This is a genomic window from Enterococcus sp. DIV0712 (assembly GCF_050554855.1).
GTDB lineage: Bacteria > Bacillota > Bacilli > Lactobacillales > Enterococcaceae > Enterococcus > Enterococcus faecalis.
In genome coordinates, this window is the sequence record NZ_CP187333.1 from 1,650,452 (window position 1) to 1,676,628 (window position 26,177).

At 35.8% G+C, this 26,177-nt stretch carries 25 protein-coding genes and 1 pseudogene; 7 read left to right on the forward strand and 19 right to left on the reverse strand.

Annotated features, from left to right (window positions below; genetic code table 11):
* Positions 1-196 precede the first annotated feature (196 nt).
* Positions 197-1,663: a helix-turn-helix domain-containing protein gene (locus tag IGL42_RS07930; protein ID WP_002397428.1), complete on the reverse strand. Its 1,467-nt coding sequence runs from the start codon at positions 1,661-1,663 to the stop codon at positions 197-199.
* On the reverse strand, positions 1,653-2,987 hold the full coding sequence (locus IGL42_RS07935; protein ID WP_002360051.1) for an FAD-dependent oxidoreductase: 1,335 nt from the start codon (positions 2,985-2,987) through the stop codon (positions 1,653-1,655). Before IGL42_RS07935 ends, IGL42_RS07930 begins: the two co-directional genes overlap by 11 nt.
* A 179-nt stretch (positions 2,988-3,166) precedes the next feature.
* Between IGL42_RS07935 and IGL42_RS07940 the strand changes: the two genes are divergently transcribed.
* Both IGL42_RS07940 and IGL42_RS07945 read left to right on the forward strand, forming a co-directional pair.
* Complete coding sequence (locus tag IGL42_RS07940) at positions 3,167-3,523, forward strand: hypothetical protein (RefSeq protein WP_002357135.1); 357 nt, start codon at positions 3,167-3,169, stop codon at positions 3,521-3,523.
* A gap of 33 nt (positions 3,524-3,556) precedes the next feature.
* Positions 3,557-3,718, forward strand: coding sequence for a hypothetical protein (locus tag IGL42_RS07945; RefSeq protein WP_002357133.1), 162 nt, complete (start codon positions 3,557-3,559; stop codon positions 3,716-3,718).
* A 242-nt stretch (positions 3,719-3,960) separates the two neighbouring features.
* On the opposite strand, the gene IGL42_RS07950 is transcribed toward IGL42_RS07945, so the two are convergent.
* The 4 genes from IGL42_RS07950 to IGL42_RS07965 form a co-directional block, all read right to left on the reverse strand.
* The gene (locus IGL42_RS07950; protein WP_002385841.1) at positions 3,961-4,401 is read right to left on the reverse strand and encodes a hypothetical protein; all 441 of its coding nucleotides are present in this window, start codon (positions 4,399-4,401) and stop codon (positions 3,961-3,963) included.
* Between the two features lie 69 nt (positions 4,402-4,470).
* Positions 4,471-5,007: a GNAT family N-acetyltransferase gene (locus tag IGL42_RS07955; RefSeq protein WP_002398454.1), complete on the reverse strand. Its 537-nt coding sequence runs from the start codon at positions 5,005-5,007 to the stop codon at positions 4,471-4,473.
* A 69-nt stretch (positions 5,008-5,076) separates the two neighbouring features.
* The gene (locus IGL42_RS07960; protein WP_002377094.1) at positions 5,077-7,782 is read right to left on the reverse strand and encodes a cation-translocating P-type ATPase; all 2,706 of its coding nucleotides are present in this window, start codon (positions 7,780-7,782) and stop codon (positions 5,077-5,079) included.
* Positions 7,783-8,099: 317 nt separating this feature from the next.
* Positions 8,100-8,750, reverse strand: a complete 651-nt coding sequence (locus IGL42_RS07965) for a YczE/YyaS/YitT family protein (protein ID WP_010710568.1) — start codon at positions 8,748-8,750, stop codon at positions 8,100-8,102.
* A gap of 88 nt (positions 8,751-8,838) precedes the next feature.
* On the opposite strand from IGL42_RS07965, the gene yeiL reads away from it, so the two are divergent.
* The 3 genes from yeiL to IGL42_RS07980 all read left to right on the forward strand — a co-directional run bounded on the left by yeiL (position 8,839) and on the right by IGL42_RS07980 (position 11,262).
* Positions 8,839-9,504, forward strand: a complete 666-nt coding sequence (yeiL, locus tag IGL42_RS07970; RefSeq protein ID WP_002362037.1) for a transcriptional regulator YeiL — start codon at positions 8,839-8,841, stop codon at positions 9,502-9,504.
* Between the two features lie 71 nt (positions 9,505-9,575).
* Complete coding sequence (locus IGL42_RS07975; RefSeq protein WP_002371990.1) at positions 9,576-9,971, forward strand: DUF3224 domain-containing protein; 396 nt, start codon at positions 9,576-9,578, stop codon at positions 9,969-9,971.
* 109 nt (positions 9,972-10,080) lie between these two features.
* Positions 10,081-11,262, forward strand: coding sequence for a multidrug effflux MFS transporter (locus IGL42_RS07980; protein ID WP_002362039.1), 1,182 nt, complete (start codon positions 10,081-10,083; stop codon positions 11,260-11,262).
* Between the two features lie 36 nt (positions 11,263-11,298).
* Here IGL42_RS07980 and IGL42_RS07985 read toward each other — a convergent pair whose 3' ends face one another.
* Positions 11,299-13,134, reverse strand: a complete 1,836-nt coding sequence (locus tag IGL42_RS07985; RefSeq protein WP_002371992.1) for an LTA synthase family protein — start codon at positions 13,132-13,134, stop codon at positions 11,299-11,301.
* A gap of 208 nt (positions 13,135-13,342) precedes the next feature.
* Between IGL42_RS07985 and IGL42_RS07990 the strand changes: the two genes are divergently transcribed.
* Together IGL42_RS07990 and IGL42_RS07995 are read left to right on the forward strand one after the other, a co-directional pair.
* Positions 13,343-13,492 carry a hypothetical protein gene (locus tag IGL42_RS07990; protein WP_002357118.1) on the forward strand — a complete coding sequence of 50 codons (150 nt, stop codon included), beginning with the start codon at positions 13,343-13,345 and terminating at the stop codon, positions 13,490-13,492.
* A gap of 150 nt (positions 13,493-13,642) precedes the next feature.
* A complete protein-coding gene (locus IGL42_RS07995) occupies positions 13,643-14,002 on the forward strand; it encodes an iron chaperone (protein WP_185776368.1) in 360 nt (119 codons plus the stop codon).
* A gap of 146 nt (positions 14,003-14,148) precedes the next feature.
* On the opposite strand, the gene IGL42_RS08000 is transcribed toward IGL42_RS07995, so the two are convergent.
* From IGL42_RS08000 to eno, 12 genes and pseudogenes are all read right to left on the reverse strand, one after another.
* Positions 14,149-14,499, reverse strand: coding sequence for a DUF2200 domain-containing protein (locus IGL42_RS08000; protein WP_002360043.1), 351 nt, complete (start codon positions 14,497-14,499; stop codon positions 14,149-14,151).
* Positions 14,500-14,572: 73 nt separating this feature from the next.
* Positions 14,573-15,577, reverse strand: coding sequence for an SIS domain-containing protein (locus IGL42_RS08005; RefSeq protein WP_002357110.1), 1,005 nt, complete (start codon positions 15,575-15,577; stop codon positions 14,573-14,575).
* Positions 15,571-16,647: an SIS domain-containing protein gene (locus IGL42_RS08010; protein WP_002380418.1), complete on the reverse strand. Its 1,077-nt coding sequence runs from the start codon at positions 16,645-16,647 to the stop codon at positions 15,571-15,573. The genes IGL42_RS08005 and IGL42_RS08010 overlap by 7 nt, the downstream gene beginning before the upstream one ends.
* A gap of 10 nt (positions 16,648-16,657) precedes the next feature.
* The gene (locus IGL42_RS08015; RefSeq protein ID WP_002384383.1) at positions 16,658-17,491 is read right to left on the reverse strand and encodes a PTS system mannose/fructose/sorbose family transporter subunit IID; all 834 of its coding nucleotides are present in this window, start codon (positions 17,489-17,491) and stop codon (positions 16,658-16,660) included.
* The gene (locus IGL42_RS08020; protein WP_002357107.1) at positions 17,472-18,263 is read right to left on the reverse strand and encodes a PTS mannose/fructose/sorbose/N-acetylgalactosamine transporter subunit IIC; all 792 of its coding nucleotides are present in this window, start codon (positions 18,261-18,263) and stop codon (positions 17,472-17,474) included. Before IGL42_RS08020 ends, IGL42_RS08015 begins: the two co-directional genes overlap by 20 nt.
* Positions 18,264-18,278: 15 nt before the next feature.
* Positions 18,279-18,749 (reverse strand): PTS sugar transporter subunit IIB, encoded by a 471-nt coding sequence (locus IGL42_RS08025; protein WP_002357106.1) that lies wholly within the window; start codon positions 18,747-18,749, stop codon positions 18,279-18,281.
* Positions 18,750-18,760: 11 nt separating this feature from the next.
* Positions 18,761-19,180 (reverse strand): PTS sugar transporter subunit IIA, encoded by a 420-nt coding sequence (locus IGL42_RS08030; RefSeq protein WP_002389037.1) that lies wholly within the window; start codon positions 19,178-19,180, stop codon positions 18,761-18,763.
* A gap of 71 nt (positions 19,181-19,251) precedes the next feature.
* Positions 19,252-22,023 (reverse strand): sigma 54-interacting transcriptional regulator, encoded by a 2,772-nt coding sequence (locus IGL42_RS08035; RefSeq protein WP_002381753.1) that lies wholly within the window; start codon positions 22,021-22,023, stop codon positions 19,252-19,254.
* A gap of 143 nt (positions 22,024-22,166) precedes the next feature.
* The gene (locus tag IGL42_RS08040) at positions 22,167-22,382 is read right to left on the reverse strand and encodes a hypothetical protein (protein WP_002357102.1); all 216 of its coding nucleotides are present in this window, start codon (positions 22,380-22,382) and stop codon (positions 22,167-22,169) included.
* Between the two features lie 221 nt (positions 22,383-22,603).
* Positions 22,604-24,241: a DUF6119 family protein gene (locus IGL42_RS08045; protein WP_010710569.1), complete on the reverse strand. Its 1,638-nt coding sequence runs from the start codon at positions 24,239-24,241 to the stop codon at positions 22,604-22,606.
* Between the two features lie 70 nt (positions 24,242-24,311).
* Positions 24,312-24,395 (reverse strand): annotated as a pseudogene (locus IGL42_RS08050) (toll/interleukin-1 receptor domain-containing protein); the annotation flags it as partial.
* A 353-nt stretch (positions 24,396-24,748) separates the two neighbouring features.
* On the reverse strand, positions 24,749-26,047 hold the full coding sequence (gene eno, locus IGL42_RS08055; RefSeq protein WP_002357098.1) for a phosphopyruvate hydratase: 1,299 nt from the start codon (positions 26,045-26,047) through the stop codon (positions 24,749-24,751).
* Between the last annotated feature and the right edge of the window lie 130 nt (positions 26,048-26,177).

Below are 26,177 nucleotides of genomic sequence, written 5' to 3' on the forward strand. Positions count from 1 at the left end.
AAACTTTTTTTATTTAAAAAAAATTGAAAGGATTTCTACTAAAACCAACAAAGACAACGCTTTCAATAATACTTTTATTATCTCTAATTTTTCAATAAAAAGAAACATTTTTGTTTAAAAAAGCCTAATTTTCGACTTTTAATTGTAAAAAGGCTGGTGCGAGGATCAGACAATTTCCGTCACACCAACCTTTTGTTTATTTCTCCCGCAAGGTGCGTATTTTCTTTTTTAATTGTTGCACATCATAGGTCGAACTTAATTCTGACAAAACATAGACTTCCGGTGTTCCTTGATAGCTCGTTTGCTGATAATTGGTCACAATTAAATCATATGTTTGTTCAGGCTGATACCTCTCCACCAGCGTGCCATTCATATTTTTAAGACTAAGCATTAATACTTGTGTTAACGCCGCTTGATAAAGAGCATCCATTGCTAAATGAATTCCAATTTTTATTTCACCAATCATTTTAAATTCAATTAATGCCAACACGCTTAAATATTTGACCAGAGAAAGTTCATGCAAACTATCTCCTGGTTGATACGTTTCATCAAAACAAGCTAAAGCTTTTTCTAATAACGTTGTTGAAAAAGAAGCTAATTCCCGACTAGATAATTGCTGTTCTTTTTCCCAGATATGGGCCCGATCAAAAACTTCCAATTCTCCTTTAAAAAAATACAGTTTTCCATGAATTTGTGAAAAATAGTAAGCCATGGTTTTCTCAAGAGTAGGTTCAAATTTATGGGGCCGATAATACAAGACCACATTTTCCAAGATAAACGTATCAGCTAAAGAAACAGCGGAACGACGTCCCCGAATTAAGGAATATTCATCAAAAGCTGATTCTGGTAAGACCGACATTGTGATTAGAAAAACAAAATGAATCATGCTTTCTCCTTCGTCTAATTCTAATGAATAGCGACTAGAAAAACGGAAAAACAATTGTCGAACTTGCTTAAATAACGGATCTTCTTTAAAATCAATCATTTTCTTTCTCAATTGTTGATATTTTTTTGAAGTGACCGCTAGGCGCTTTTTCGTAATACTCAACCAAAGGCTAACTTTTAACGCATTATGTTCATTAAAAGTAAAACCTAAGCCAGTCTCAATCCCTTCAATTATCCGTTTATTTAACGGCGACATCGTTTTTTTCTGGTGTATTTCATAGGGAGTAATATACCAATACAACTGAAAGTAAAAGTAACGAATCTGCAATTCTTCTCCCTGTAGTTGTCCATTTTTTATTTGCAAATCAAAGGCGGCTAACAATTGATTGAGTTCCTTAATCTTTCGAAATAAAGAAGACTCACTAATCATAAATTTAGTCGTTAATTGAACAATAGAAAACTCTTTATTACGATATAAATAATCTAAAAGTTGAAATTTAAGAGACTCTTTTACAAATGCTTCAATTAAATGATTCAACGAAAAAAAATCCGATAAGGTGATTGATAGCTGCTGGCCATCATAAGTAAGCTGACAGTCCTGTCCAAAAGGTTTCAAAAAATAATGTAAATCCTCTAAGTCTTTTTCAAAGGAGGCTTTTGTGACCGCTAAAAATGCTGTTAAATCAGAGACTGAGCAGGTACCGCCTGCTAAGATGGTTTGTTGCACCGTTAATAATTGTCGCATCGCTTTCTTTTCCAATAACGTCTCAACTTTCATCGTTCTCTCTCCAATAAGCCGAAGCACCCATCAAATTTGTAATATCATAAATATTGGTTAAGGAAGGTTGATAAAAATAATCTTTTTGTAATAGGTCTGTCAGTGTCTGACCTGTTTGGATACTTAATGCTAACGTATTTATTTTTTCTAAACAATTGTTTTTTGAACAAAGCTGTGCCCCAAGGACCCGTTGCGTCACTTTATCATAGATTAATTTGCCTAAAATTTCTGTCCCGTGTTGTAGAGGCGGCGCTGGCTGTCTAACAATTACGGAAGCAAGTGTTTGCGGAAAAAATAAACCTTCCGTTTCGGTTAGACCTGTACTAGCAAGATAATAGTCCCCCACTTTTGTTCCCATTGTTCGCAAAGAGCCAATGAATCGGTGTGTTTTTTCTTCTAAATTGTTGGCGACTACTAAGCCAGTTCGTACCGCATTGTTCACTAACGGAGCATAAAAAGTTTCCGCGACTGGTTCATTCATAACTGAAATGCAATCTCCGATGGCAAAAACATTCGGCACTGAAGTTTGTAAATAAGAATCCACCGCGATTGTCTGATCCAGATTCCGTTGAATTTTTTTATCCAAATAGGCTAATTGAGGATGTAAGTTTAAAGCAAAAATCCCACTGTCACAAGAAATTTCCTGCTCGCTTGTTTCAAGAACAATACCATTTGCTGTTTCTTCAATTCCTAGGACCGTTTCTTCAAAATGGAAAATTACTGCTTGTTTTTCCAAAGATTTTTGAACTTCTGCGACCATTTCTTTATCAAAATATTTAGGCAATAGATTTTCCAAGCTTTCAAAGACATGGACCGTTTTCTTCATTTTCACAAGAAAATCAATAGCTTCCATTCCAATGGGTCCTGCACCAATGACAGCTACTGTCTGGCTTTTTTCCAGTAATGGAACAGCCGCTAAAGCACCTGATAAAAATTTATATTTGAGTAGTTTTTCTGTTTGACTACCACGAATTTGCGTGGAAAACTGGCTTGCGCCTGTCGCTAGAATCAATTTATCATAAGAATACCACTGTTGCTCTTCCTTTTGTGCCCAAGCAATCAATTGGTTCTCAACATCCATTGCCACGACTTCTCTATTTAAAAGCAACTGAATCTTTTGACGACGTAATTCCTCTTCCGTTATGTAACGTGCTTCGTGTAATTCATTGATGGTATGATTAAAATACGCACTTAAGCCACCAGATAAATACCCCACTGTTGCTTGCTTGTCAATTAAAGAAATTTCTGCTTGGGGATATTTTTTCCTTGAAGCAATTGCTGCGGAAATACCTGCGAATGATGCACCAATAATCACAATTTTCATTTGTTTCCTCCTCTGTCAGGACCTATTATACTTCTCTCAGTTTATCATGATTAAAAAGAATGCTAAAGCAACAACTATAGTTTTCCCTTAAAATAATTATTTTTGCTGAGCGCATTGCTTTTCAAGCACTTTCATTTTCATTTATAATAAATGTTACTACTGTTTGAGGAGGAGTTTTCATGTCTGCAACAAAAGAGCAATTGGAACTATTTTTATTTTATTTATCTGAAACCCATACAAAAAGTTTATCTTTACATGACTTAGTTACAAGTCGACCACGCCCAGAAGAAGCGCGTATTTTATTAAATATTAACGAGGTTTTCACTTACTATCATAGCGCTCGTGTTCTCTACACAAGTGTTCCTGCTCTTGAAAACAACAAGTCTGAGCCTTTTTTCCAAGCCTTCGAAAATTTTTATTTTGAATTAAAACAACATTTTTTCAATGAAGAAGATGAAACCAATCAATTGAATGAACGTCTAGAGGAAATGAAAATTGCCTTTGAACAATTGACGGATGACTACAATGTTCTATAATAGAAGAGAACAATTCGTTGAGAAGGGGTCCTTATGAAGCAAGAAGAAGTGATTGAACGTTTAAAAGAAGAACTAAATTTGCCATTTTTTAATGGCACGCTAGAAGAAAAGAACTATTCTGAAGCAGATTATCAACAAATCAAGAAAGAGTTAATTCAATACTTTGATGATTATGTGCGAAATGTTGAAAATTAACAAGCTAAAACAACCTTTGATTTTAATAAAATCAAAGGTTGTTTTATTATTAAATAAAAAAAATAACAAAAAAAACCACCGGCAGTTTTGCCGATGGAAAAGGAGTATTTACTCAATAAGAGTAAAATGAAAAATAAAAAGGTTGTTGTTGGTATGAATTAATAATACAATACACTTTCTCTTTTGTCCATAAAAAAGACATGAAAAAAATATTAAATTCGTTAGTTATTTTTATTAGTTTTTTATTTTTTCAAAAGAATGTTGCTCATCCGCGTAATGGCAAAGGTTAATTCATCCGTTGCTTGATCCTGCTTTTCCTCTGAAGCATTAAATAAATCTGCATCAATACCTGTTTCTGGATCTGTTGCTAAAATCATTTCATTGCATCCTGCTACATATTCTGTATAAGCATGTTGAAATTTTTTGTGAATGCCAAGTACTTGTGGCGTCGGTTTTAATGTTCCGACTTTTTTGAGCATTAATTCATATTTTTCAGTACCTTCTTTAAATTTTGCTTGAATTTCTGCAATTCGTTCGGCTGTTAAATCATTCACTTTATTCTTATCGATCGCTTGACGAACTTCTTCGTAATATGGATTCATGACTTCGCCAATGTCTTCTGTTGTTTTAACGATATCATTAATTGTTTGAACGTAAAATCCTAAATTTGGTCTCATAACCATCCCTCTTTTCCCTTTTCTCTTTCACTCCATTTTACACTTTTTCTATTCCATCTGACAAGTGGCACTTTTTCAGTCTTCATTCTTTTGATTCTTAACAGAGAAAACATAGTGAGGCATCGTTTTGCCATGGTATGTTTTAATGTATCGATCCCTAACAAGCATCTGGTTTCGAATAGCGACATTCATAGAGGCTAAGTTCGTATCACGAATCGTTGAAATAACTTCTGGAAAATTTAATACATCGAATGCGTATTGCTTTGTCGCTGCGGCAGCTTCAATCGCATACCCTTTGTGCCATTCTTTCACACATAAATGATAACCAATTTCTGGATAGCTCTTACCTTTTACTAATTGATTGGTGAGACCACACTCGCCGATGACTTCGCCTGTTCGTTTCTTCTCTAACGCCCATAAGCCGTAGCCGTATTCTTGATAGGACTGTAAGTTCCACTTTAGCCAGTTTGCAACCTCTTCATCAGAAAAAGCGTGTTCATAGGCATACATCACATTTTCATCTTGCAAAAATTTTTTCAATTCCGCTTCATCTTCCGACTGCCATTCTCTGACAATAAGTCGTTGTGTTTCGAAAATAATTTTCCGTTTCAAGCCCTTTCACTCCTTACATAAAGAAAAATTGACTGGTTTAAGTACCAGCCAATTTTCTTTTCTTATTTATTAAGCACCTTTACCTGCTTTACGTTGGAAGAACTTCACAATTTCCACAATTGGGATGATAGCAAAAGAAGTACCTGCTACAATTGCCCATTGATATGCATCTAAATGTGTGACGCTGAATAAATCATTAAATCCTGGAATAACAATCGTTGCAGCTAATAGCAAGAACGAAACAAGAATCCCATAGTTAAATGATTTGTTGCGGAATAAGCCAACTTTGAAAATTGATTGATAAATCGACTTCACATTAAAGGCATGGAACAATTGAATTAATCCCAAAGTAGCGAAGGCCATGGTTAAAGCATCGCCGTGTTGTAAATCATACAACGCTTGCGCCGATAAGTTTGTGTTAGCTGCGGTATGTGCTGGGAACATAATTGACATTTTGTACACAATCAAAGTCAATGCCCCTTGCGTAATCCCTTGGTAAACAACACTGCTTAAAACGCCGCCAGAGAAGAAGTTCGATTTTTTACCACGAGGTTCATGGCTCATCACATCACGTTCTGCTGGTTCCACACCTAACGCAATCGCTGGGAAAGTATCCGTTACTAAGTTAATCCACAATAAGTGAACAGGTAACAAGGTATCCCAATTGAGCATTGTTGCAATAAACAAGGTTAATACTTCCCCTAAGTTAGCTGAAAGTAAATATTGAATCGTTTTTTGGATATTTGAGAAAACTTTACGTCCTTCTTCTACTGCCACAATAATTGTTGAAAAGTTATCATCGGCAAGGACCATATCTGAAGCACCTTTTGATACTTCTGTTCCGGTAATTCCCATACCAATCCCGATGTCAGCAGCTTTTAAGGCTGGGGCATCATTTACGCCATCACCAGTCATAGCAACCACTTTTCCTTCTTGTTGCCACGCTTTAACAATCCGAACCTTGTGTTCTGGTGAAACACGAGCATAGACAGAGTAGTGTCCCACGACTTGTGCGAATTTTTCATCTGACAATTCATTTAATTCAGCGCCTGTAATGACTGCATCGTCGTCACCTTCTTTGATGATGCCTAAACGTGCCGCAATTGCTTCTGCTGTATCACGGTGGTCACCCGTAATCATAATTGGACGAATACCCGCTTCTTTCGCGACTTTTACAGCATCTGCAGCTTCTTTTCTTTCTGGGTCAATCATACCGACTAAACCAGCAAATGTTAAATCTTTTTCCACAAGTTCAGAACTCATTTCGGCTGGAATCGTCTCAACATATTTATAAGCCATTCCTAAAACACGTAGGGCTTGTTTCGCTAATGAGGTGTTTGTTTTCAAAATTTCTTGACGTTTTGTTTCATCTAATGGACTTGTTTCTCCATTTGATAAGATTTCCGTACAACGTTTCAATAATTCATCTGGTGCACCTTTGACAGAAACTAGGAAGCCACCTGTTTTTAATTCATGAACAGTAGTCATTAATTTACGATCAGAGTCAAAAGGAATCTCTGCCACACGAGGTTCAGCTGCTACTTTTTCGGTTACGTTAAACGCATGATCTAAACCAAATTGTACTAAGGCAGTTTCTGTTGGGTCACCAATTAATGAACCATCTTGAGCGATTTTTGTATCATTCGTAAAGTTCATGATTTTTAAAGCCATATTATCGGCAGGGATTTCTGTGGAAGCAGATAACACTTGACCATCTGTATACAACGCTTCAACGGTCATTTGATTTAAGGTTAACGTACCTGTTTTATCTGAACAGATAATGTCTGTACTTCCTAATGTTTCAACGGCTGGTAACTTACGGACAATCGCATTTTTCTTGGCCATTTTTTGGGTACCTAAAGCCAAAATAATCGTGACAATCGCTGGTAATCCTTCTGGAATTGCCGCTACAGCTAACGAAATTGACGTTAATAACATGTCAATCCATGAACGACCATTCATCATTCCTACCACAAACATCACCGCTGCAATGACTAAAATGGCAATTGTTAACATTTTACCCAATTGGTTTAAGTTTTGTTTTAAAGGCGTTTCCGTTTCTTGTTCGCTTGCTAGCATGCCAGCAATTTTACCGACTTCTGTATTCATTCCTGTGCCAACCACAACGCCAAGACCACGTCCATACGTCACATTACTATTGGAATAAGCCATATTGATTCGGTCACCGATACCAATATCGGTTCCCTCTAAGATGGTTACTTCTTTTTCAACTGGAACAGATTCACCGGTTAACGCTGCTTCTTCAATTTTTAAGCTATTCGCTTCCAATAAACGTAAATCAGCTGGAACGACATCCCCTGCTTCTAATAAAACAATGTCACCTGGCACTAATTCATCGCTTTTAACAGTAATGACGTGTCCATCACGGCGAACATTCGCATTTGGTGAAGACATTTCTTTTAATGCTTCAATGGCTTGTTCCGCTTTAGCTTCTTGGATGACCCCAAAGATGGCGTTCAAGATAACAACCACTAAGATGATAATCGAGTCTACCACATCATGGGAAAAGACGGCTGAAATGACCGCTGCCGCTAATAAAACAATAATCATAAAATCTTTGAATTGCTCAAAAAATTTCACGGCAAGTGATTTTTTCTTCCCTTCATCTAGCACATTTTCCCCGTACGTTTCTAAACGCTTTTGAGCCTCCTGTGCACTTAATCCATCAGTTGTTGTGTTCATTTTCTCCAAAACAACTGTGTCGTCTTGTGCGTAAAACGCTTCAGACAATTGTGTTTTCTTTTCTTCTGACATGTTCTTCCTCCTCTATTTTTTGCAGCATCCTCCAAGTACTATTTTACATTTCATCAAAAATAAATGAAAAAAAATAGACTTGTGTATGCTACTTCGTCGAACATACATAAGTCTCACCGTTTAAGACAACACCAGAAATTGCTTTCGGAGTTGGTGATGTTGTCACAGCATAAATACTGTCAGTTACTCCCTCATGAAAAAACTATTTAACATTGATTGGAGAACCAATGTTATGAATAATTACTTAATTAGTATACCGTTTTCCACTCTTTTTTTCAAATAAAAGTTCTGCTCATTTGAAAAAAACTGAAATCCTTTCATTCGGATTCCAGTTTCTTGATTTGTATTCGTAAAATACGCTGTTGCCCCCGCTTTCGCGACCAACTAATAACCCAAGAAAGTAAGAAAAGACTAATCACGGTTCCTTCACGAACAAAAATCGGCGAATGATAACCAATGGACAATCCTAGTGCTAAACTGACACAAAAAATATCAACTAAATAACGATAAAACTGAAAACCATAGCGCGTTCTTTCAGAAATAAGTGTACAAAATTTTTCAATGGGAAATTGCAAAACACCTAGCGCAACTACCTGTCCTGTCCCGATTCCTGCTATGATTGTCCCTAAAATAAATAGAACAATTTTAACCAAATAATTTTGAAAAACAAGCGAACCAAATAATTGATATAAGAAAAAATTAATGACAAAACCAAAGCCAATTAACGCCACCAAAATAATCAAATAGTCCTGAATTTTACGCTGCTGATCTAACAACCAACACGTGCCTAAAAAAGCGAAATTGATAGCTGTGGTAACCGTCCCGACTTTTAAATGAGTAAGTGTTGCAAAGGTCACATTAAACGCATTAAAACTGCTAACCCCAATGCCTGCTTGAATTGTCAAACTGATGCCCAATGCACTAATTAAATAAAAAAGAAACGATAGCACAATTTTTTTCTTCCACATTATAAAAACTCCTCTACTCTTGATACGTCTATTATGTGCTACAATGGAAGAAACAAATAGGAGATATCTCCTATTATAAGGAGAAAAAATGCTTAAAACAGCCTACCAACGATCACCGAAACAAGAATTAGCTAAAAATACGCCTTTTTTTAATGAAACTGATTTAAAACACAGTTTTATTATCGATTTTGAAAATCAAGAATTCATTCATCACCAAGCAGAGCCATTAAATTATCTTTTTTATTTAATCAAAGGAAAAGCAAAAATTTTAAAAACAGAACGCAATGGCCGCCAATCCATTGTTCAGTTTTTAACGACAGGTGATTTAATTGGCGATTTAACATTAGTCCAAGCGGAAACGATAACCAAGGACGTTATCGCCTTAGGTGAAACCTGTTGTTTGGCTGTACCTTTAGCTTACGCAGAAACTGTTTTAAAAAACAAGGTGCTTTTTATGCAGCAACTCAGCCATTATCTAGGGAAAAAAATGCTCCAACGGGTGGACCACTTTACAACGAATCAGACCTATGAACTAAGTTATCGGCTAGCGGAATTGCTATTGGTTGCCGCTAATCACGAAGATGTTTATAAAGAAAAACATACTGAGATTGCCGAATACTTAGGGGTTAGTTATCGCCATCTTATTTATACCTTCAAACAATTTCGAGAGCGCGGCTTTATTCAAAAACAAGGAACTGCTTATCACATCAACCGCTTAGCGTTACATTCTTTTGTGCAAAAAATGAAGAGTTAAAGTGGTGGATTGTTGACAAATAGTGCGCTTCCCGCTACCCTATTCTTATTAATAAGAAAGAAGGGACAGCAATGGAGCAAGCATCATTTACTGTATCTAGTTGGCAAGAACAACCGATTGACAATCTTAATGAAAATTTCCCAGTGAATCAAGCGAGCGCTATTTATCAATTGTCAGGCGCCTTATCTGGGACAGCTTCTGTGGAATACTTAATGACTTATCAAGGCTCTTCAATGGCAGATGGGCTTGAAGCTGTGGCTCAAGTGGTCGGTTTCCTACATTTCGAAGGAACTTATTTAGGAAAAAAAGGCACCTTTACTGCTTGCGAAAAAGGGACGTTTACACAGGGTCTTTTAGACTGCCCAGGTGAACTATTTCAAGCATCAGGTGAGCTTGCCGGTTTATCCGGTCGCTACACTTATGAATTTAGTCAAGAAGAAGCGCTTCTTCATTTAGACTTTGTATAATAAAAAATTTCAAGGAAAGTTGGTGACATTATTTTACTTATTTTAAATTTGGCGGTTGTAAAAGACAATGGGTGTTTTTGATTAGATTAAACTTTTAAGGAGAAAAATCATGAAAAACACCCGAAACACCGTCCCATCATTACTAATTATTATTTTGCTTGTGGGATTTCCACAAATCAGCGAGTCGATTTTCACACCCATTTTGCCAGCGCTTAGTTCTGCTTTTAACATTCACGATAGCGTAGCACAATTAACCATGAGTATTTATTTTGTTGCCTTTGCCGTTGGCGTTTTATTCTGGGGAATTTTATCCGATACGATTGGACGTCGCCCAGCTATGTTATTAGGAATTTTATGCTATTTAATTGGAAATATTGGCCTTTTTTTGAGTCCGACATTTCCTTGGCTGTTATTCTTCCGTTTAATTCAAGCATTTGGTGCAAGCGTTGGTTCTGTCATTACCCAATCAATGATGCGGGAAAGCTTTAACGATCTTCAAAGAGGGAAAATTTTTGCTCAAACAAGCGCTGCCCTATCGCTATCTCCTGCCATCGGACCCTTAGTCGGCGGACTTGTTCAAACCTATTTTGGCTATCAGCATGTCTTTAGCACCTTAATTGTCATGGCTGTTCTATTACTTTTCTATAGTTTTTATCGTTTACCAGAAACCTTTCACTTAGGAAATACTTTAACGAAAGCACCTTTTTGGTCCGTGGCGAAACGCCTTTCCTTCGACTCGAAAGTTTGGTGCTACGGCTTATTGATTGGGGGCATTAATGGTTTATTGTTTAGCTACTATGCAGAAGCTCCGTTTATTTTCATCAATCACTTTGGCTTTAGCAGTGTCCAATATGGCTTTCTTGGTTTAGTTTTAGCTGTGTCTAGTATTCTTGCTGCAGTTCTTATCAATTGGTTGCTAGGATATTGGTCAGCGGAAAAAATTGCCTTTGCTGGTTTGCTGCTAAGTATCTTTGCGGCTTGCTGTTTATTGATAATGACACAATTTGAATCAATCATTGGTCTTATTTTGTTTATTTTTCTCTTTTTCTTAGGGATTAATATTACTTTGCCCAATGCCTTAAGTATGGCCTTAAAAGGCTATGAATCTGTGATTGGTACTGCCAGTGGGATTTTTAGTTTTGTCTATTACTTGTTTGTTAGTTTCTTTACCTATTTGATTAGTTACTTTCACAATGGTACCATTTGGGTCTTGCCGCTTTACTTTTTAAGTTTTGCTTGCCTGTTAGCTTTCAGCTATTATGTCATTGTTTATCGTAAAACTTTAAAATAAAAATCAAAAAACACACGAATATTTCGTGTGTTTTTTTTAGCTAAAAAATTGATTTTCTAAACTATATTGCTTCCCTGAAACAATGTCATATTGAATCAGTCGGTATTCCTCATATAGTTGTTCTTGCTTTTTATTCATTTCTACTGTTTTTTTCCATTCCCCACCGAGATAGTAATTCCCCTTTTCAAAAGCAGGCAATTGTTCTTGTACCTCATTTAGCATAGCGTAAAATCCCGATTGCGGTAAGCCGCTTTGTTGGAACAGTGAGGGAGCAAAATAAAATGGACTAATAGTTGCTTGATGCTGATTTTTTTCTGTTAACTGATTCGCCGTATCATACATTAGAAATTCGGTCTGGTGAAGGGCTGCCCCTTCATTCAACGCTTGAATGTTTTCATCATAGATACTTGGTAAGTGATCTCCCCAAAAAACGACTAATGTGCGTTTGGGCATTTTTTCGATTTCTTGTAGGAAATTTTTCAAAGCTTCGCTACTGTAGGCAATATCTTGCAAGTAATTATTGAGCGCGACTTGATTGCCGTTTCCTTGAGAAAAATAATTGGACGTTGTGTATTTATTTTCATAGGGCATATGTGTTTGCATAGTAACTAAATGAATGAATTGCGGTTGCTCTTTTTCTTTAAGCAGTGTCGTCACTTCCTGATACGCTGCTTGATCTGAAATGTAAGGATTATTTTCTAGTTTATCCGTATAGTTCATTGTTTTTTCATTGATAAATTGATCAAAACCTAAAATTTTATACACATCTTTTCGTTTATACATAGATGTATTGTACGGATGAATAGCCGTTGTTTGGTACTTTTGTTCCTTAAGTAATGAAACAATGGAAGGCAATTCCGTCATCTTAGGAATCATCATTGTATAAGGTGTAGTCATTTGGGCATTCATTAATTCCATCGAAAAACTTGTTAGGGCTTCAAATTCAATATTCGCAGTTCCGCCCCCGTAGTTTTGTGAAAGCATCTGGCCACTGTAAGTTTTATCAGCGATTTGCTGATAATCAGCTAAAGGATTACCAATAATGGACAAACCTTTCAGATGATCTGGATTTGAAAAACTTTCACTCATGACAAACACAATATTTGGTTGCTCATTGCTCGGCACTGTTTTCGCCTCGGCCAACTTTTGATATTTCTGAGTAATTTCTGAAATAGCTTCTTTTGAATAACCCTTTGGTTGGTCCATAGCCTCTACTTTTAAATTATATAGAAAACCACCAATAAATCCTGTATTGTAGTAATTCATTTTTTGGCTGTAAGGAATCCATAACGCGGTTTTATTATAGGCTTTACGTAACAAATTTTGCGGATTGTTAAAATCACCAATATATGAAAATAGACCAATCGAAAGAACAAGACTTAACACACGAATCGTTTGTTTTTTCTTCGATAAAAAGAAACTTTTATAAAAGGCTTTTCCTAAGAAAAAAAGTGCTACACAACCTAACGCAACCACAAAAATAAACGGCCATAAACCAACCATTTCTTTTAATAAACTAACTTCTGTGATCATTTTTAAGTCGTCTGGATAAATAGGTTCGACACGATAAAACATCTTTTGATAGTCCGCAAATCCTAAAACACCTATTATGACACTATATAAAAGAGCGCCAACTCCTAATGAACCTGCCAAACTACATAAAAAAAGTAAAAAAACGCTTAGCACAAAACAACCTAAGAAAAACTTTTCCGTATGCCACGAAAAAGCAAACTTGAAGGCTAAATCAGCAGACAAGTTATTCTGACACCATTGCAAATATAAATTACTAAAAATAATTAATAAGATGAACCCGATTCCATACAGAAGATAGCGGTAGGGCCATCGTTTAAATTTCTCAACTCTCTTTTTCACATCGATCTCCTATTCAAAAACTAGTAATGTATTTATTTTATGCTTCTTGAAAAAGAATGTAAAGAAGTAGCTAGCAAAGAAGTCTAAGGAATGGTAAAGAAAAAATGTTATTTGTTGCAAAAATAATTTTCCAGTGTTATAGTAACAATGGAATTTCGTTATCAGTTATCGTCGCCTTTTTAGAGTACTTTATGAAAGGAGAATAACTATGACTTACAAAGTAAAAAACATTCAATACCGTATTCAATTAGACACAGACAAAAATATTTTCATTGTTTTTGATGCAAAAAATGAAAGTAAAACAGCAACTGGTCACACAATTGAAGAAGCAATTGCACACTTAAAACAATTAAACTAAGGAGTGACAAACATTTCCATGCAAGACCCTTTAGGTAGTTATTTAAGCTAAAAGCCGTTTAGTAAAGAAAAAATACTAGACGGTTTTTTTGTATCTTCTTCGCCTTTTATTTTTTACATAGTATACTGAAACAAACGGAGGTGTTTTTATATGACCATCATTGCAAACTATATTCGCCAGCAACCCCAACATCAAACACAGTTAACAGAAATCTACCAAGCAATTTTAGCGGTTGTTCCTCAGGAGACTACTGAAAAAATCGCTTATGGAATGCCGACCTTTTACTTAAATGGCAATTTAGTGCATTTTGCGGCGGCCAAGCAACATTTAGGTTTCTATCCTACGCCATCAGCCATCCAATGTTTCAGCAAAGAATTACGCCCTTTTAAAACCTCGAAAGGTGCCATTCAATTTCCCTACACGCAAGAGTTACCTCTTTCATTAATACAGGAAATAGTTAAATTCCGTGTACAAGAAAACATGAAGAGCGTGGGACAAAAATCACTTTGAATTTTTGTCCCACGCTCAAAAACTGATAAACGGCGGGAACAGAAGCAACTCCTTCGGAAATAAGCCGAAATTCTCCAAAAATTAAAGAACAATTTTCGGAAATTCCTTCTTATTTCTCGGAGTTAAACACTTCTGTCCCGACCTCTTCATGTTCTTAAAATTTTTTCCATCGCTTTTCCCTTGGCCAACTCGTCGATTAATTTATCTAGGTAACGGATTTTTTGCATTAAAGGATCTTCAATTTCTTCCACGCGATAGCCACAAATTACGCCTTTGATCAATTGGGCGTTTTCATTAAAATTGGGTGCTTCTTCAAAAAATGTTTCCATCGTTACTTTTTGAGCCAATTGTTGTTGCAAGCCTTTTTCATCATAACCAGTTAACCAGTAAATAATTTCGTCAACCTCCGCTTGCGTTCGATTTTTACGTTCTGCTTTTTGGATATATAGCGGGTAAACACTGGCAAAGGTCATTGTATAGATTTTCGGTTTTGTCATTGGTTTTCCTACTTTCTGAAGTATTCTCTCTTCAGTCTACCACAGGCTTGCTGGAAAAAGAGGCTATTTTGTCTTAGTAATCAAATTGACGATAATAACGACGAATCTCTAATGGGTGACAATTCAATTTTTCTACATGCGCATCAATGCGTTGCGTTACCGCATGCATTAGGAGAAATGAAATAACTCGGCCACGATATTTTTCACTAATTCCTGGAAGTTCATACGCTTTCGAATCAATAATTGTATAATTGGCACAGATTTTCGGCAATAATTTTGCTACTCGTTCTGCCAACGGTCGCTGCTCGTCTTCTCCAATAAACAACGTTACTGGCGTAGTTTCATCTACAATTTCTAGCGTTCCATGTAAGAACTCTGCTGCATGAATTGATTTTGAGCGAAGCCAACTTTGCTCTTCCCAATAGCACATTGCATAAGAATAGACCGCTCCCCATTGGTTCCCTGCGCCAATAAAATAGTGAATGCTATCATGACGATGTTTTTCCGCAAAAGCTAAGCCAAACGCATCGGCACTTTTTTCGGCTTCAGCTAAACCTGTAGGCAAATATTCTTCCAATTCTTGGTAATAATTTTCGTAATCTGTAAATTCGTTGTTTTTTTGCATTAAACGATCAGCTACCATAAAGAACTTGATTTGCTCAGTTCCTGGAGCTGGATAAGTCACCACATAATCACATAAATCTGCTAAAAGACTGTCTTTTGCATCGATAAAACCAAATAACGTTGCGCCGACCTTTTTGATTTCTTGAACGGCTTGCACCACTTCTTGTGTTGTCCCAGTAACGGAAGACAAGATGACGAATGATTTTTCTGTTAAACGTTTATTGCCTGTTGTGTAATACTCAGCAGCATGTTGAACATAGATTGGTAAATTACTTTTTCCATTCGCATAAGTAACTGCTTGCATGGCTGAAGCATAAGTACCGCCGATTCCTAAATAATAAACCGCATCAAATCCTTTCGTCCAAACTTGATCAACAACTTTTTCAACATCTGAACGCAAGGCTAAGGCACCTCGTATGTCTTTGATTTGTTGTTCTTCATTAAATTTTAACATGGCTGATTTCCCTCTTTCTTTGCTATTTTACTTTTTAGGACACAATCAAAATCATCAAAAATCCGTTGAGATAAATCAATTCCTTTACTTGTAGCTACTTGATACGCCAAATATTGAAATGGAATAACTAATAATAAAGGACTAATTTTTTCTTCGACATCACTTGCTAAACCTAACGTATTTGATGCTCTCGTTGAACACGTTGTAATTGTGTAACATTGGCCAACATAACTGGCTAGATAGTTTCTCAAGGCTTGACTACGTGCTTGAATAGGACTTTGATTTTCAATAAAAAACAAAAGATGTGTAGTATCCGCTTCAAGATAAGGCCCATGCATATAGGCTTCGACTTCAAATCCTTGGGAAGGTAAGCGAACTGTTTCTGTAAACTTCGTCTCAAACTCTTTTGCCGTACCAATATTGGGCCCATAACCAATTGCGATAAATCGTGTCCCCTCTGTTAATTCTTTTTTCGTTTTTTGCCAAAATTGTTCGGTTTTATAAATCACCGAATCGATTTCCTGAATTGCTTTGGCAAGTTTTGCTAATTCTTCTTCAACCTCTACTTTTGTTAATTGATGCTTTTGATAGCCCAGTTTCAAACCAAATAGAAATAAATTTAAAAGTGTTGCCGTATAGCCTTTTGTGACAAAACCAACTGTTTCAAGCCCCATTTTTAAATCCAAGACTTCATCCACAACCTCCGTAATCGGGCTGGTGACATCACTTGTCAAGGCCACTGTTTTTACAGACGTTTGGTTTTTAATTTTTGCAATGGCATCAATTGTTGAAGCACTTTTACCACTTTGTGAAACCGCTACGACCAGATCAAACCGATCATCCACTTTGCCATAATGAGCAAAATTGAACGGCTCTTGGATTTCCACATAAATAGGCGCCACTTCTTCAAGGTAAACTTTAGCCGCCTGACAAGCGTTATGTGACGAGCCAGTTGCTAAAATTAGACAGTGCGTGACCTTTGAAACGTCTGTATCAGTTAATTGAAATTGGTTAAGAATCTGAGTTAGAGCTGCTTGCTCCTCATTTATATAATCCAGCATCGTTTTCATATTTTGCCTCCTAAAATAGACCAATTAATGAGCCAAGAATTCCGACAATTGCCATGCCACCTAAAATCGCTAAAGGTTTTACTTCTTTTTTCAATAAATAAAAAACAAAACCAAAAGATGCAAGCGGTAATAATTTAGGCATGATATCGTCAAAGATACTTTGAACTGTGACTGCATTTTTGCCACTTCCGCTGATTGTAATCGGGATAGTTAAATCAATCATGGAGGCGGTCATAGCACCTACCACCATCAAGCCAATTATTGAAGCGCCTAATGTGAGACTTTCCATCATGCCATTTGCTTGAATCTTTTTGAGAAAACCAGTTCCTAATTTATAGCCCCAACGATTCAGTAAATAACGAACAATCACATGGGGGACGTTAAAAATGAGTAAAAATAGAATTGGCCCTAACACATTCCCTTGTAAAGCTAACGAAGTTCCAACACCTGTTGCAATCAAGCGTAAGGTTCCCCAGAAAAAGGAATCACCTAAACCAGCTAAAGGTCCCATTAACGAGGTTTTAATACTATCGATTGTTCCAACTTCAAAATTTTCGTCCAGAACATTTTCTTCTTCCATTGCAGCATTAATTCCTAAAATAAACGTCACGATATGCGGCGTAGTATTAAAGAAAGCAAGATGCCGTTTTAAAGCTGCCGCCATCTCTTCTTTTTGAGGATATAATTTCTTTAAAATAGGGATCATGGCATAGACATAAGCCATATTCATCTGACGTTCATAATTCCATGAAAATTCCATTTGAAATGAACGCCAAAAGACTTGATTAAGTTCTTTTTTTGTAATTAAGTTTTCTGTCTTAGTTTTAGAAGTCTTCGTCATCATCAATTACCTCCCCACTTGTTGTTTGTATTGTTTCATTCTTTCCTTTGGCATAATTCATGATATTCACAACAATTACTGCTGTAATGGCACCCAAAATTGCTACTCCTGTTACAGGTAACTTAAAGTAAGCCATTAAGACAAAGCCTAAAAAGAAATATGGCGCCACTTGTTTGTTAATCAGTAAGCGTGCAAGCATCGCAAATCCTAGCGCTGGAATAATTCCCGTTGCAACAGACAACCCATGTTGAATAAATTCAGGGATCAGATCAAGTAAGCCTTTAATGGTGTTGCTACCCACGGCAAATGAAATAGTTACAATGAGCGCTAGCATGAACGATAAGCCAAAGCCTGCAAGTAAATGCATGCGCTCCACCCCTTTATATGCTCCTTCTTCAGCATACTGATCAGCTTTTTGACTCATGATTGGGATGAGCAAACCCAAATAAATATTTTTAAGAATCAACGTTAACGTTGCGATTGGCAAGCCTAAGACTAAGGCTGTTTCTGTTCCTGCGCCAGCAGTAATAGCAAACGCTGTACCAAGAATCCCACCAGTCACTACATCAGGTGGGATTGATGCGCCCACTGAAAAAGAACCGATGAAAGCTAACTCTAAGGTCGCGCCCATGATTACGCCCGTTTTAACATCACCTAATACAATTCCGACAAATAAACCGGTTACAATTGGTCTTGAAAGCAACGAGGTTCCTAAAGCATATTCCGACTGCGCAATAAAAGCGATGCAACCTAAAAGAATCGCTTGTCCTATCATTTGTATTTCTCCTTTCTACAAGACATTTAATGCTGCTACTTTTTTGTCATTTGGGACTTGTCGAATTTCAACTTCACAACCATTTGCGACCAATTCTTTAACCATTTTTTCTTCATCCGGCGTAATATTAATTGCTTTAGAAATGTTTCGAGTATTTTCCCTTACTTTCATCCCTCCTAAGTTAATTTCTTTTATTTCTGGATAAGCAGTAGCCAATCGATAAGCATCTTCCACACTCTCAACTACAATAAAAAGTTTGTATTTTTCTGTAACACCACTTTTTAGTGCGGCAATCGCATCTTCAATCGTTTTAATGACCAGTTTTACTCCTGCTGGCTTAGCTAGCTTAATGGTTGTTTTTCGAATATCATTTTTAGGTACGTCATCATTTGCGATTAAAATACAATCGGCGCCTAAGCCTTGGGTCCATGAAAAAGCCACTTGACCATGTAACAAGCGATGATCGACTCTTAACAATTTAATCATTTCATTTCCTCCTAAAATTCTTCTTCTAAAATTTCTTTACTAGATAACTCGTTACAATAACAAAGACTTTCTTGTCCGTTTTCAACGGCGCGTTTTACTAAATCAACTAATGAATCAACAGTATTTATTTGGGTATATATTTCAATTAACGTTGCTAAATTTAATCCTGAAATTAAATGCATTGCTTGTTTCCCCACATAATTAAAGAATTCGTTATTCACGCTTCCGCCAAATAGGTCTGTAATCACAATTAATTCATTTTGTTGATTGTTCTTTAAAATGTCTTTGACCGTCTTGGCTAAATCATAAGGTTGTTCCATATAAGCGCAAAGACATTCCACATTCTTTGTTTCACCACAAATTAAAGCTAATGATGTCTGAATCCCTGCAGCGAAATTACCATGTGTTGCCAGAATAATTTTACGTTCCATTTTCTTCACCTCACTTACTTCTTTATATAGCAAAAAGAGTGCCAAAAAAGTGGCACTCCCTCCTTTTTATTTTAAAAATCGCTTTCTGCGTTGTTAAACTCCGTTTTTCCAAACAACACATCATAGACATAAAAAAGCTCCGATTCAGGTATATTGACACTATAAACTTTTTCAATGACACTAAACGCCTCTTTTAACTCTTGCAAGACCGTTCTTTGACACTGCTTTAATTGTTCGGCGCCATTATAATTTTCAATAGGTTCATTCCGGATTAATCGTTCAATTAAACAACTGACATGGACATATACCGCCAATTTACGATCATTTTGAATCGTTTGTTGCCACCGCTCTTCTAATTGAATTAAAAAGACTTCTACTTGTCGAATAATTTTTTCTGTATCTAAAATCGTCACTGATTGAATGACCCGATCTAATGAAAAGTTACGAATCAACTCATGATTTACATAGGACAGCATATCTTTAGTTAATTCTCTCTTTGTCCATTCTAAAAGGGTCGTAATTCCTTTTCCTGCAATCAACTCTTCTAAAGAGATATACGGGAGGTCATTTGAAGACGGGTTGTTTGTACCGATGATGCCGACAATCTCATATTCTGGGAAACTTTCTTTGATCGACTCTGCATTACGTAATTGATTATATTCACAAGGAATAATCTTTAATTGTGCTTCCGCAGGTAAACTTTTTTCAAGTAAATCTCTAATTTTAACGGCTGTACCAATTCCGGTACTACACGTTGTTAAAATGACACGTTCCGTTTTATTTTCAGGTAATATGATTTCCCATTCATTTGGATGAACCGTTAACGCTTTTTGGGGCAATTCTTCAAAAGAAACTTCGTCTTTAATGGCTTCTCCTATAGACAGAGCCAAGCTTGTTGTCACATTATTCATTAATAAAAAAGGACCTTCTTCTTCTGCCGGAAAATACTGATAAATTTCTTTCAATGAACCCATATCAAAAAGAATTACTAAACCATTCCTCGTTTCTTGACGTTCCATATAGTGAATTAAGTGTTCGGAAATTTTTTTGGGAGTAACATCTAACGGCATGTCAAACGATTGAAAAATTGGCACATTTAACAGCCGATTTGCAACATTCGCAATACTACTTGCTGTGGCATATCCGTGGGCAACAATCACCGCTTTCGGATAGTGACTTTCCTTTACTGAACCCGAATAGTGAAGATAAATGGTGACAATAATTCGATCCATCTGGGATAGTTCAATATCTAATGAACGTTTCACTAAAGTTAACAGTTGTTCAGCGTAGCCATAACTAGTTGCTAATTTAGTTTGAACTTCTGTTAAAAGTTCGTCAATGACTGTTGTAGGTTCTTTTTCTGGAAACCAATCAATACATCTTCGTTGAAACAGATAGGTGCTTAATGCATAGACTAAACTGCCATTAAACCGAATTTGATAAGACGATTCAATCGTTTCCAATAATTGACGGATATTTTGCGTAATAAACAATAGCATTTCGTGATTTTTCTCTCGCTTCTTTTCAAATAATAAATCATCGAATAAGCGTTCAATTTCTTTCGAGATGTCGTTATTGGCAGTGGAAAGATGATGATGGTGAGAGACATAAAGACGAAGGATTCGTTCATAACTCTGGATAATTCTTCTTTGCGCAAGCTCTGTTTCCTCTAACAAACTAACCAGATTTGTTTGCCCATCTAAACGAATAGGCAATTCATTTTCATCAGGAGCTAGTCTGATCGATTGATCCAGAAATTCTTTCGGTAGATCGTGCAAAGTGATTGGAATAACATGTTTGTCAAGATTGACGGCAAAGCTGCGTGCAGTAATAATTTTTATATTATTTCTTAATTCACCTACATTGCCTACATAATGGTGATTTTCTAAAAGTTGGATAACTTGTGGCGTGATAGTAACTGCTTTTTGAATAGCTTGCTGTTCCTCATAAAATGCTCGCATAATTAATTGTTTTCTTTCCGCTTGAGTGCGTTCAGCAAGACTTGGGATTTTAATTTGAATAGGAATTCGTCTTAAAAATGTCGTTAAAAAGGTGCTAGAAATTTCTTCAGTTGTGGCAAAGCACAACCGACACGTAACAGGAATGGGCCGATTGGTTTCACCCATCCGATAAATGATACCCTGATCTAAAAATGTAAACAACTTTTCCTGCCCTTCAGGACTCAAACGATGAACTTCATCTAAAAATAAAACGCCCCCTTCTGCACTTTGAAAGGCTCCAATTTTATCGGAATCTGCTCCCGTAAAAGCGCCTTTAAGATGCCCAAATAATTGACTAGTTAAAAGCTCTGGATTGTTGGCATATTGCGCACAATTAACTGTCACAAAAGGTGCTGAATCGTCAAGTAGTTCTTTTGAAAGACAAAACTGATAATATAAGGATGCTAAAAAACTTTTACCCGTACCACTTTCACCTGTAATTAAGACAGGCAATCCACCGTCAGGATAAAGCGCTGCCATTTTTAATTGTTCGATGGTCTGAGCTAAACTACCGCGATAACCAATGACCGACTGAAAAAAATCACTTTTGCGATCAAAAGCAGGCTGTTCATCGATCATTTCTTGGAAACTTTGATAAACAGTTCTTTTTAAAAGATAGTTTTGTTGTTGAAACGCTTCTTTATGAAAAAAGTAAACTGGTCGTGTATTGATCTTAACTAGAATCCCTTCTTCGTTTAACTGATTTAAATAGTGACTAGCTGTATTTCGTTTGATAGAAAATGTCGTTGCAATATTGCTTGCTGTGAAAATTTCACTGACTAAAGATGGTTCAAAAAAAGCTGTTTGATTGCGTAAATAATCAACAATTTGCATTTTTAACATAAAATCACCTCTCATTTATCATAACGTACCTAAAAAAAACGTCAATATTCAAAATTTCTTTTGTTATTTTTCTTTATATAAGGAGCCCATTTTTTATGTTATTTAATCACAGGAACCTGATTCTATCATTGCAGAATAGGCTTTCATTCAGTATACTGTAAATAGAGGAACAAGAAACGAATTGGATAATTAGGCACTGAAAGAACGCACCACCGTTCTGAATGTTTCGAAACACACAACAGGTTATCGAAATGGCCATTGGAGAAAAATTCCTTTTTCTCCGAGGTTAGCGATTGTGACATGTTGCAATCGTTTTTTGTCCTTAAAATGTTGAGAAAAAGAAAAAAGGCACTTTGCATGTCAGCACCACCTGACAAACAAAGCCCTTCATAGACAGCACAACCTATCTATTCCAGTTGCCTTTTTTGCTAGTTACACTAGCTAATTTTAGTGTACCCGATTTTCAGTGAAATTACTAGCATCTTTAAAATTTTTACTGAAACGATCAGCCTGTGCAATGAACTAGTTTTCTTCAGCGGCGGCAACCGCTGAGAAGCTTTTTCTCAAATTTTAAGTTGCTCTACTCTATCATATAGTTTATATAGATAACTGGCTTTTTAGAAGAATATAATACATGTTTTTTCCAATTGTCTAAATAATTTTTGAATAAAAACATTTTCAAATATGTTAAGTCTGGTATTCCTTTTTCTCGCTCAATCAACTTAGTCTTCTTGTCTAATACAAGCCACAAACCTATTTTTTCTACAGACGGTATATCTTTTACTAATCCTGAGCGAATAATGTCTAAAGAAGCAAGTGATTGAGTAACTACATAACTTAGCTTGGATGATGCATCACCGATTTTAACTGCAAATAATGTTTGCGTTTCTTTACAATATATATCTGCAATCTCAATGTCTTCATTATTAGATAGTTTGGTCAACTGACGATCATGATTCTCCAAATGTTCATTTTCTTCTGCTAGCAAGAGATTATAAACTCTTTCTTTATAGTATTTTCTTTTTATTGACTCTTTAATCTCTTTCTTTGTTTTGCCAGTAAAATCAGATCTATTTTTTTCTTCTTCATATTTCTTAGCACAAAAAGTTTCATGCATTTTTTTAGAAAAATCATACTCAGGATTATAGATTACTGGAATTTCACTAAGTGAATCATTTAAATAATCTATATAGTCATTATTATAAGAATACCACTCACCATTTAGTAGTGTATAACGCTCTTCTTCATCTGTGTAATCTAATATTTTCTTTATCTCATATTTTTTTCTCTTGCCTTCAATTTCTTTACCTATAAAGATTTTAAAAATATCTTCGCCTATTAATTTGTTTTTTTCAATGAACATGCGTAAATCATTGATGTCAAATCCATCTAAAAAAACCGGTTTTCTATTTAAATAATGTACTGTATATTCCGTACTATAATCATTAAAACTCTCTATGTTTCCTATAATATCAAAATCTGAAAAATAAATAGGTGTTTCTCCATCAATTATTTTTTTTATTAATTTCCCATCTAATTTCTTAATAAGATTATCATCATTCTTGTCCAATTTCTTCAATAATGGAATTTTTATTTCTTCTTTCTCAGATGTAATGATTCTTTTTGCATAAAATACAAGCGCTAACATGTGTGTTAGACAGTCATTTTTCAACTCAACAGATAAAGCATCCCCAATTTCGATATTTTCTTTATATATTCCAAAATCTCTTGGTAATTTTTGGGTAGCTTTAACTTTTAAATAAGCTTCACCACTATCAAAATCAAAATATTTATTATCTTTAAAAGCATCGATCATCTTTACCTTAGAACTATGCGGCGCTGCTTTAGCTGTACGCTTTATTTCTTTGTAGTCTAACTTTCTCGCAAAACGAAAGGCAAATTCTTTATCTGCAAACTTATGAACACAATGATGCGCATGACTAAAAGAAAACGCATATAACTCATCATCCAAAGAAACTGTTAAAATTCCTTTGGGTGCTCCATAAGTTTTTAGATGTATTCCTTCTGTTAATTCATCAATTATCCATTGCCATTTTGGAGTTCCCTCTAAGTTATTTCGATCAATATATAACTGAATATGTACACTTTTTTGTCTATATTGACGAACTTCATTACTTTCCATTTTATATTCTAAATTAATTTGCTCAAAAAATTCTTCCTTTTTTTCAGTTAAAATTTTATATAAATTTACTTTCATTTTTAGGACCTCCTTTAAAATTATTTCAGGATTCTAAACAAAATGCAAAAGTAGCTTTACATTTATTCATTTTTTTCAATAATTGGATAAACGCATCCACATATTCTTGATCCTTTGAACTATGACTAATAAAAATCTTTTTCCCGTTGCTCACTACTCAACATCCTCCAAGTTAAATTTGTGTTTTCATTTTTTTGTGAAATTCTATACTATTTCTTTAAGCGTACAGCGTTATCTGAAACCAGTCAATACTAAAATTATAAAATAACAATTATTTTGTTTTATTAATTTTTTATATAATGTTGTTTTGTTAATGTTTTGTTATTTTTAAACAAGTGATTATAGAGCGATGTACGGTTGAAGTTATTTCTAATCTATTTTTTTCAATATTTTTATAAATATAAAAAAACACGCCTTTCTTTGCAGAAAGGCGTGTTTTTACGTCCGAGTATAAGGAGAATTGGTTCATTAACCAATTGTCCCTTTAAGCGTTATTCATTAAATGAATTATTTGTTTTTTAAGTTGTAGAAAGATTTTAAGCCTTTGTATTCAGCTACATCGCCTAATTGATCTTCAATACGTAATAATTGGTTGTATTTAGCAATACGGTCAGTACGGCTTAATGAACCAGTTTTGATTTGGCCAGCGTTTGTTGCAACAGCGATATCAGAGATTGTTGAATCTTCTGTTTCACCAGAACGGTGAGATACAACTGCAGTGTAGCCAGCTTCTTTAGCCATTTCGATTGCTTCAAATGTTTCAGTTAAAGTACCGATTTGGTTAACTTTGATTAGGATTGAGTTAGCGATACCTTTTTCGATACCTTCAGCTAATTTAGTTGTGTTTGTTACGAATAAATCGTCACCAACTAATTGAACTTTATCGCCTAATACTTCAGTTAATTTTTTGAATCCGTCCCAGTCGTTTTCGTCTAAGCCGTCTTCGATTGAAATGATTGGGTATTTAGAAACTAATTCTTCGTAGAACGCGATCATTTCTTCAGTTGTTTTTTCGCCTTCGCCTGAGTCAGCTAAAACGTAAACGCCTTTTTCTTTATCGTAGAATTCTGAAGAAGCAGCATCCATAGCAAGAACAACGTCTTTACCAGGAACATAGCCAGCTTTTTCGATAGCTTCGATGATTACTTCGAAACCTTCTTCGTTTGAACCTAAGTTAGGAGCGAAACCACCTTCGTCACCTACTGAAGTAGCTAAGCCGCGACCTTTTAAGATTGAAGCTAATGCGTGGAATACTTCTGCACCCATACGTAAAGCTTCTTTGAATGTAGGCGCACCTACAGGCATGATCATGAATTCTTGGAAGTCAATACTGTTGTCAGCATGTGATCCACCATTGATGATGTTCATCATTGGAGTTGGTAATACTTTTGTATTGAATCCGCCTAAGTAATGATATAAAGGCACTTCTAGGTAATCAGCAGCAGCACGAGCTACGGCGATAGACACACCAAGAATAGCGTTAGCACCTAATTTACCTTTGTTAGGAGTTCCATCTAAATCGATCATTGCTTTATCGATAGCCATTTGATCGCGTACATCGTAACCGATGATTGCTTCAGCAATGATGTTGTTTACGTTATCTACAGCTTTAGTAACACCTTTACCTAAGTAACGAGCTTTGTCGCCATCACGTAATTCAACTGCTTCGTATTCACCAGTTGAAGCTCCTGAAGGAACCATTCCACGGCCGAAAGCTCCGCTTTCAGTGTAAACTTCTACTTCGATTGTTGGGTTACCGCGTGAGTCTAAGACTTCGCGTGCGTAAATATCAGTAATAATTGACATGTTTTGTCTCTCCTTTGAGTTTGTATTTATACTAAGGGGATTCCCTCATGTATGATTGTAGTTAATTCTCGCAAACTATGCAAACATTTTTTTGCAAAAGTCATTGAGAAAACGTTACCGTTAGTGATTT

Coding starts and splice junctions, on each gene's coding strand:
- IGL42_RS07930 (WP_002397428.1), bottom strand. CDS start 1,663: ATGAAAGTTGAGACGTTATTGGAAAAGAAAGCGATGCGACAATTATTA.
- IGL42_RS07935 (WP_002360051.1), bottom strand. CDS start 2,987: ATGAAAATTGTGATTATTGGTGCATCATTCGCAGGTATTTCCGCAGCA.
- IGL42_RS07940 (WP_002357135.1), top strand. CDS start 3,167: ATGTCTGCAACAAAAGAGCAATTGGAACTATTTTTATTTTATTTATCT.
- IGL42_RS07945 (WP_002357133.1), top strand. CDS start 3,557: ATGAAGCAAGAAGAAGTGATTGAACGTTTAAAAGAAGAACTAAATTTG.
- IGL42_RS07950 (WP_002385841.1), bottom strand. CDS start 4,401: ATGGTTATGAGACCAAATTTAGGATTTTACGTTCAAACAATTAATGAT.
- IGL42_RS07960 (WP_002377094.1), bottom strand. CDS start 7,782: ATGTCAGAAGAAAAGAAAACACAATTGTCTGAAGCGTTTTACGCACAA.
- IGL42_RS07965 (WP_010710568.1), bottom strand. CDS start 8,750: ATGTGGAAGAAAAAAATTGTGCTATCGTTTCTTTTTTATTTAATTAGT.
- yeiL (WP_002362037.1), top strand. CDS start 8,839: ATGCTTAAAACAGCCTACCAACGATCACCGAAACAAGAATTAGCTAAA.
- IGL42_RS07975 (WP_002371990.1), top strand. CDS start 9,576: ATGGAGCAAGCATCATTTACTGTATCTAGTTGGCAAGAACAACCGATT.
- IGL42_RS07980 (WP_002362039.1), top strand. CDS start 10,081: ATGAAAAACACCCGAAACACCGTCCCATCATTACTAATTATTATTTTG.
- IGL42_RS07990 (WP_002357118.1), top strand. CDS start 13,343: ATGACTTACAAAGTAAAAAACATTCAATACCGTATTCAATTAGACACA.
- IGL42_RS07995 (WP_185776368.1), top strand. CDS start 13,643: ATGACCATCATTGCAAACTATATTCGCCAGCAACCCCAACATCAAACA.
- IGL42_RS08000 (WP_002360043.1), bottom strand. CDS start 14,499: ATGACAAAACCGAAAATCTATACAATGACCTTTGCCAGTGTTTACCCG.
- IGL42_RS08005 (WP_002357110.1), bottom strand. CDS start 15,577: ATGTTAAAATTTAATGAAGAACAACAAATCAAAGACATACGAGGTGCC.
- IGL42_RS08010 (WP_002380418.1), bottom strand. CDS start 16,647: ATGAAAACGATGCTGGATTATATAAATGAGGAGCAAGCAGCTCTAACT.
- IGL42_RS08015 (WP_002384383.1), bottom strand. CDS start 17,491: ATGATGACGAAGACTTCTAAAACTAAGACAGAAAACTTAATTACAAAA.
- IGL42_RS08020 (WP_002357107.1), bottom strand. CDS start 18,263: ATGATAGGACAAGCGATTCTTTTAGGTTGCATCGCTTTTATTGCGCAG.
- IGL42_RS08025 (WP_002357106.1), bottom strand. CDS start 18,749: ATGATTAAATTGTTAAGAGTCGATCATCGCTTGTTACATGGTCAAGTG.
- IGL42_RS08030 (WP_002389037.1), bottom strand. CDS start 19,180: ATGGAACGTAAAATTATTCTGGCAACACATGGTAATTTCGCTGCAGGG.
- IGL42_RS08035 (WP_002381753.1), bottom strand. CDS start 22,023: ATGTTAAAAATGCAAATTGTTGATTATTTACGCAATCAAACAGCTTTT.
- IGL42_RS08040 (WP_002357102.1), bottom strand. CDS start 22,382: ATGCAAAGTGCCTTTTTTCTTTTTCTCAACATTTTAAGGACAAAAAAC.
- IGL42_RS08045 (WP_010710569.1), bottom strand. CDS start 24,241: ATGAAAGTAAATTTATATAAAATTTTAACTGAAAAAAAGGAAGAATTT.
- eno (WP_002357098.1), bottom strand. CDS start 26,047: ATGTCAATTATTACTGATATTTACGCACGCGAAGTCTTAGACTCACGC.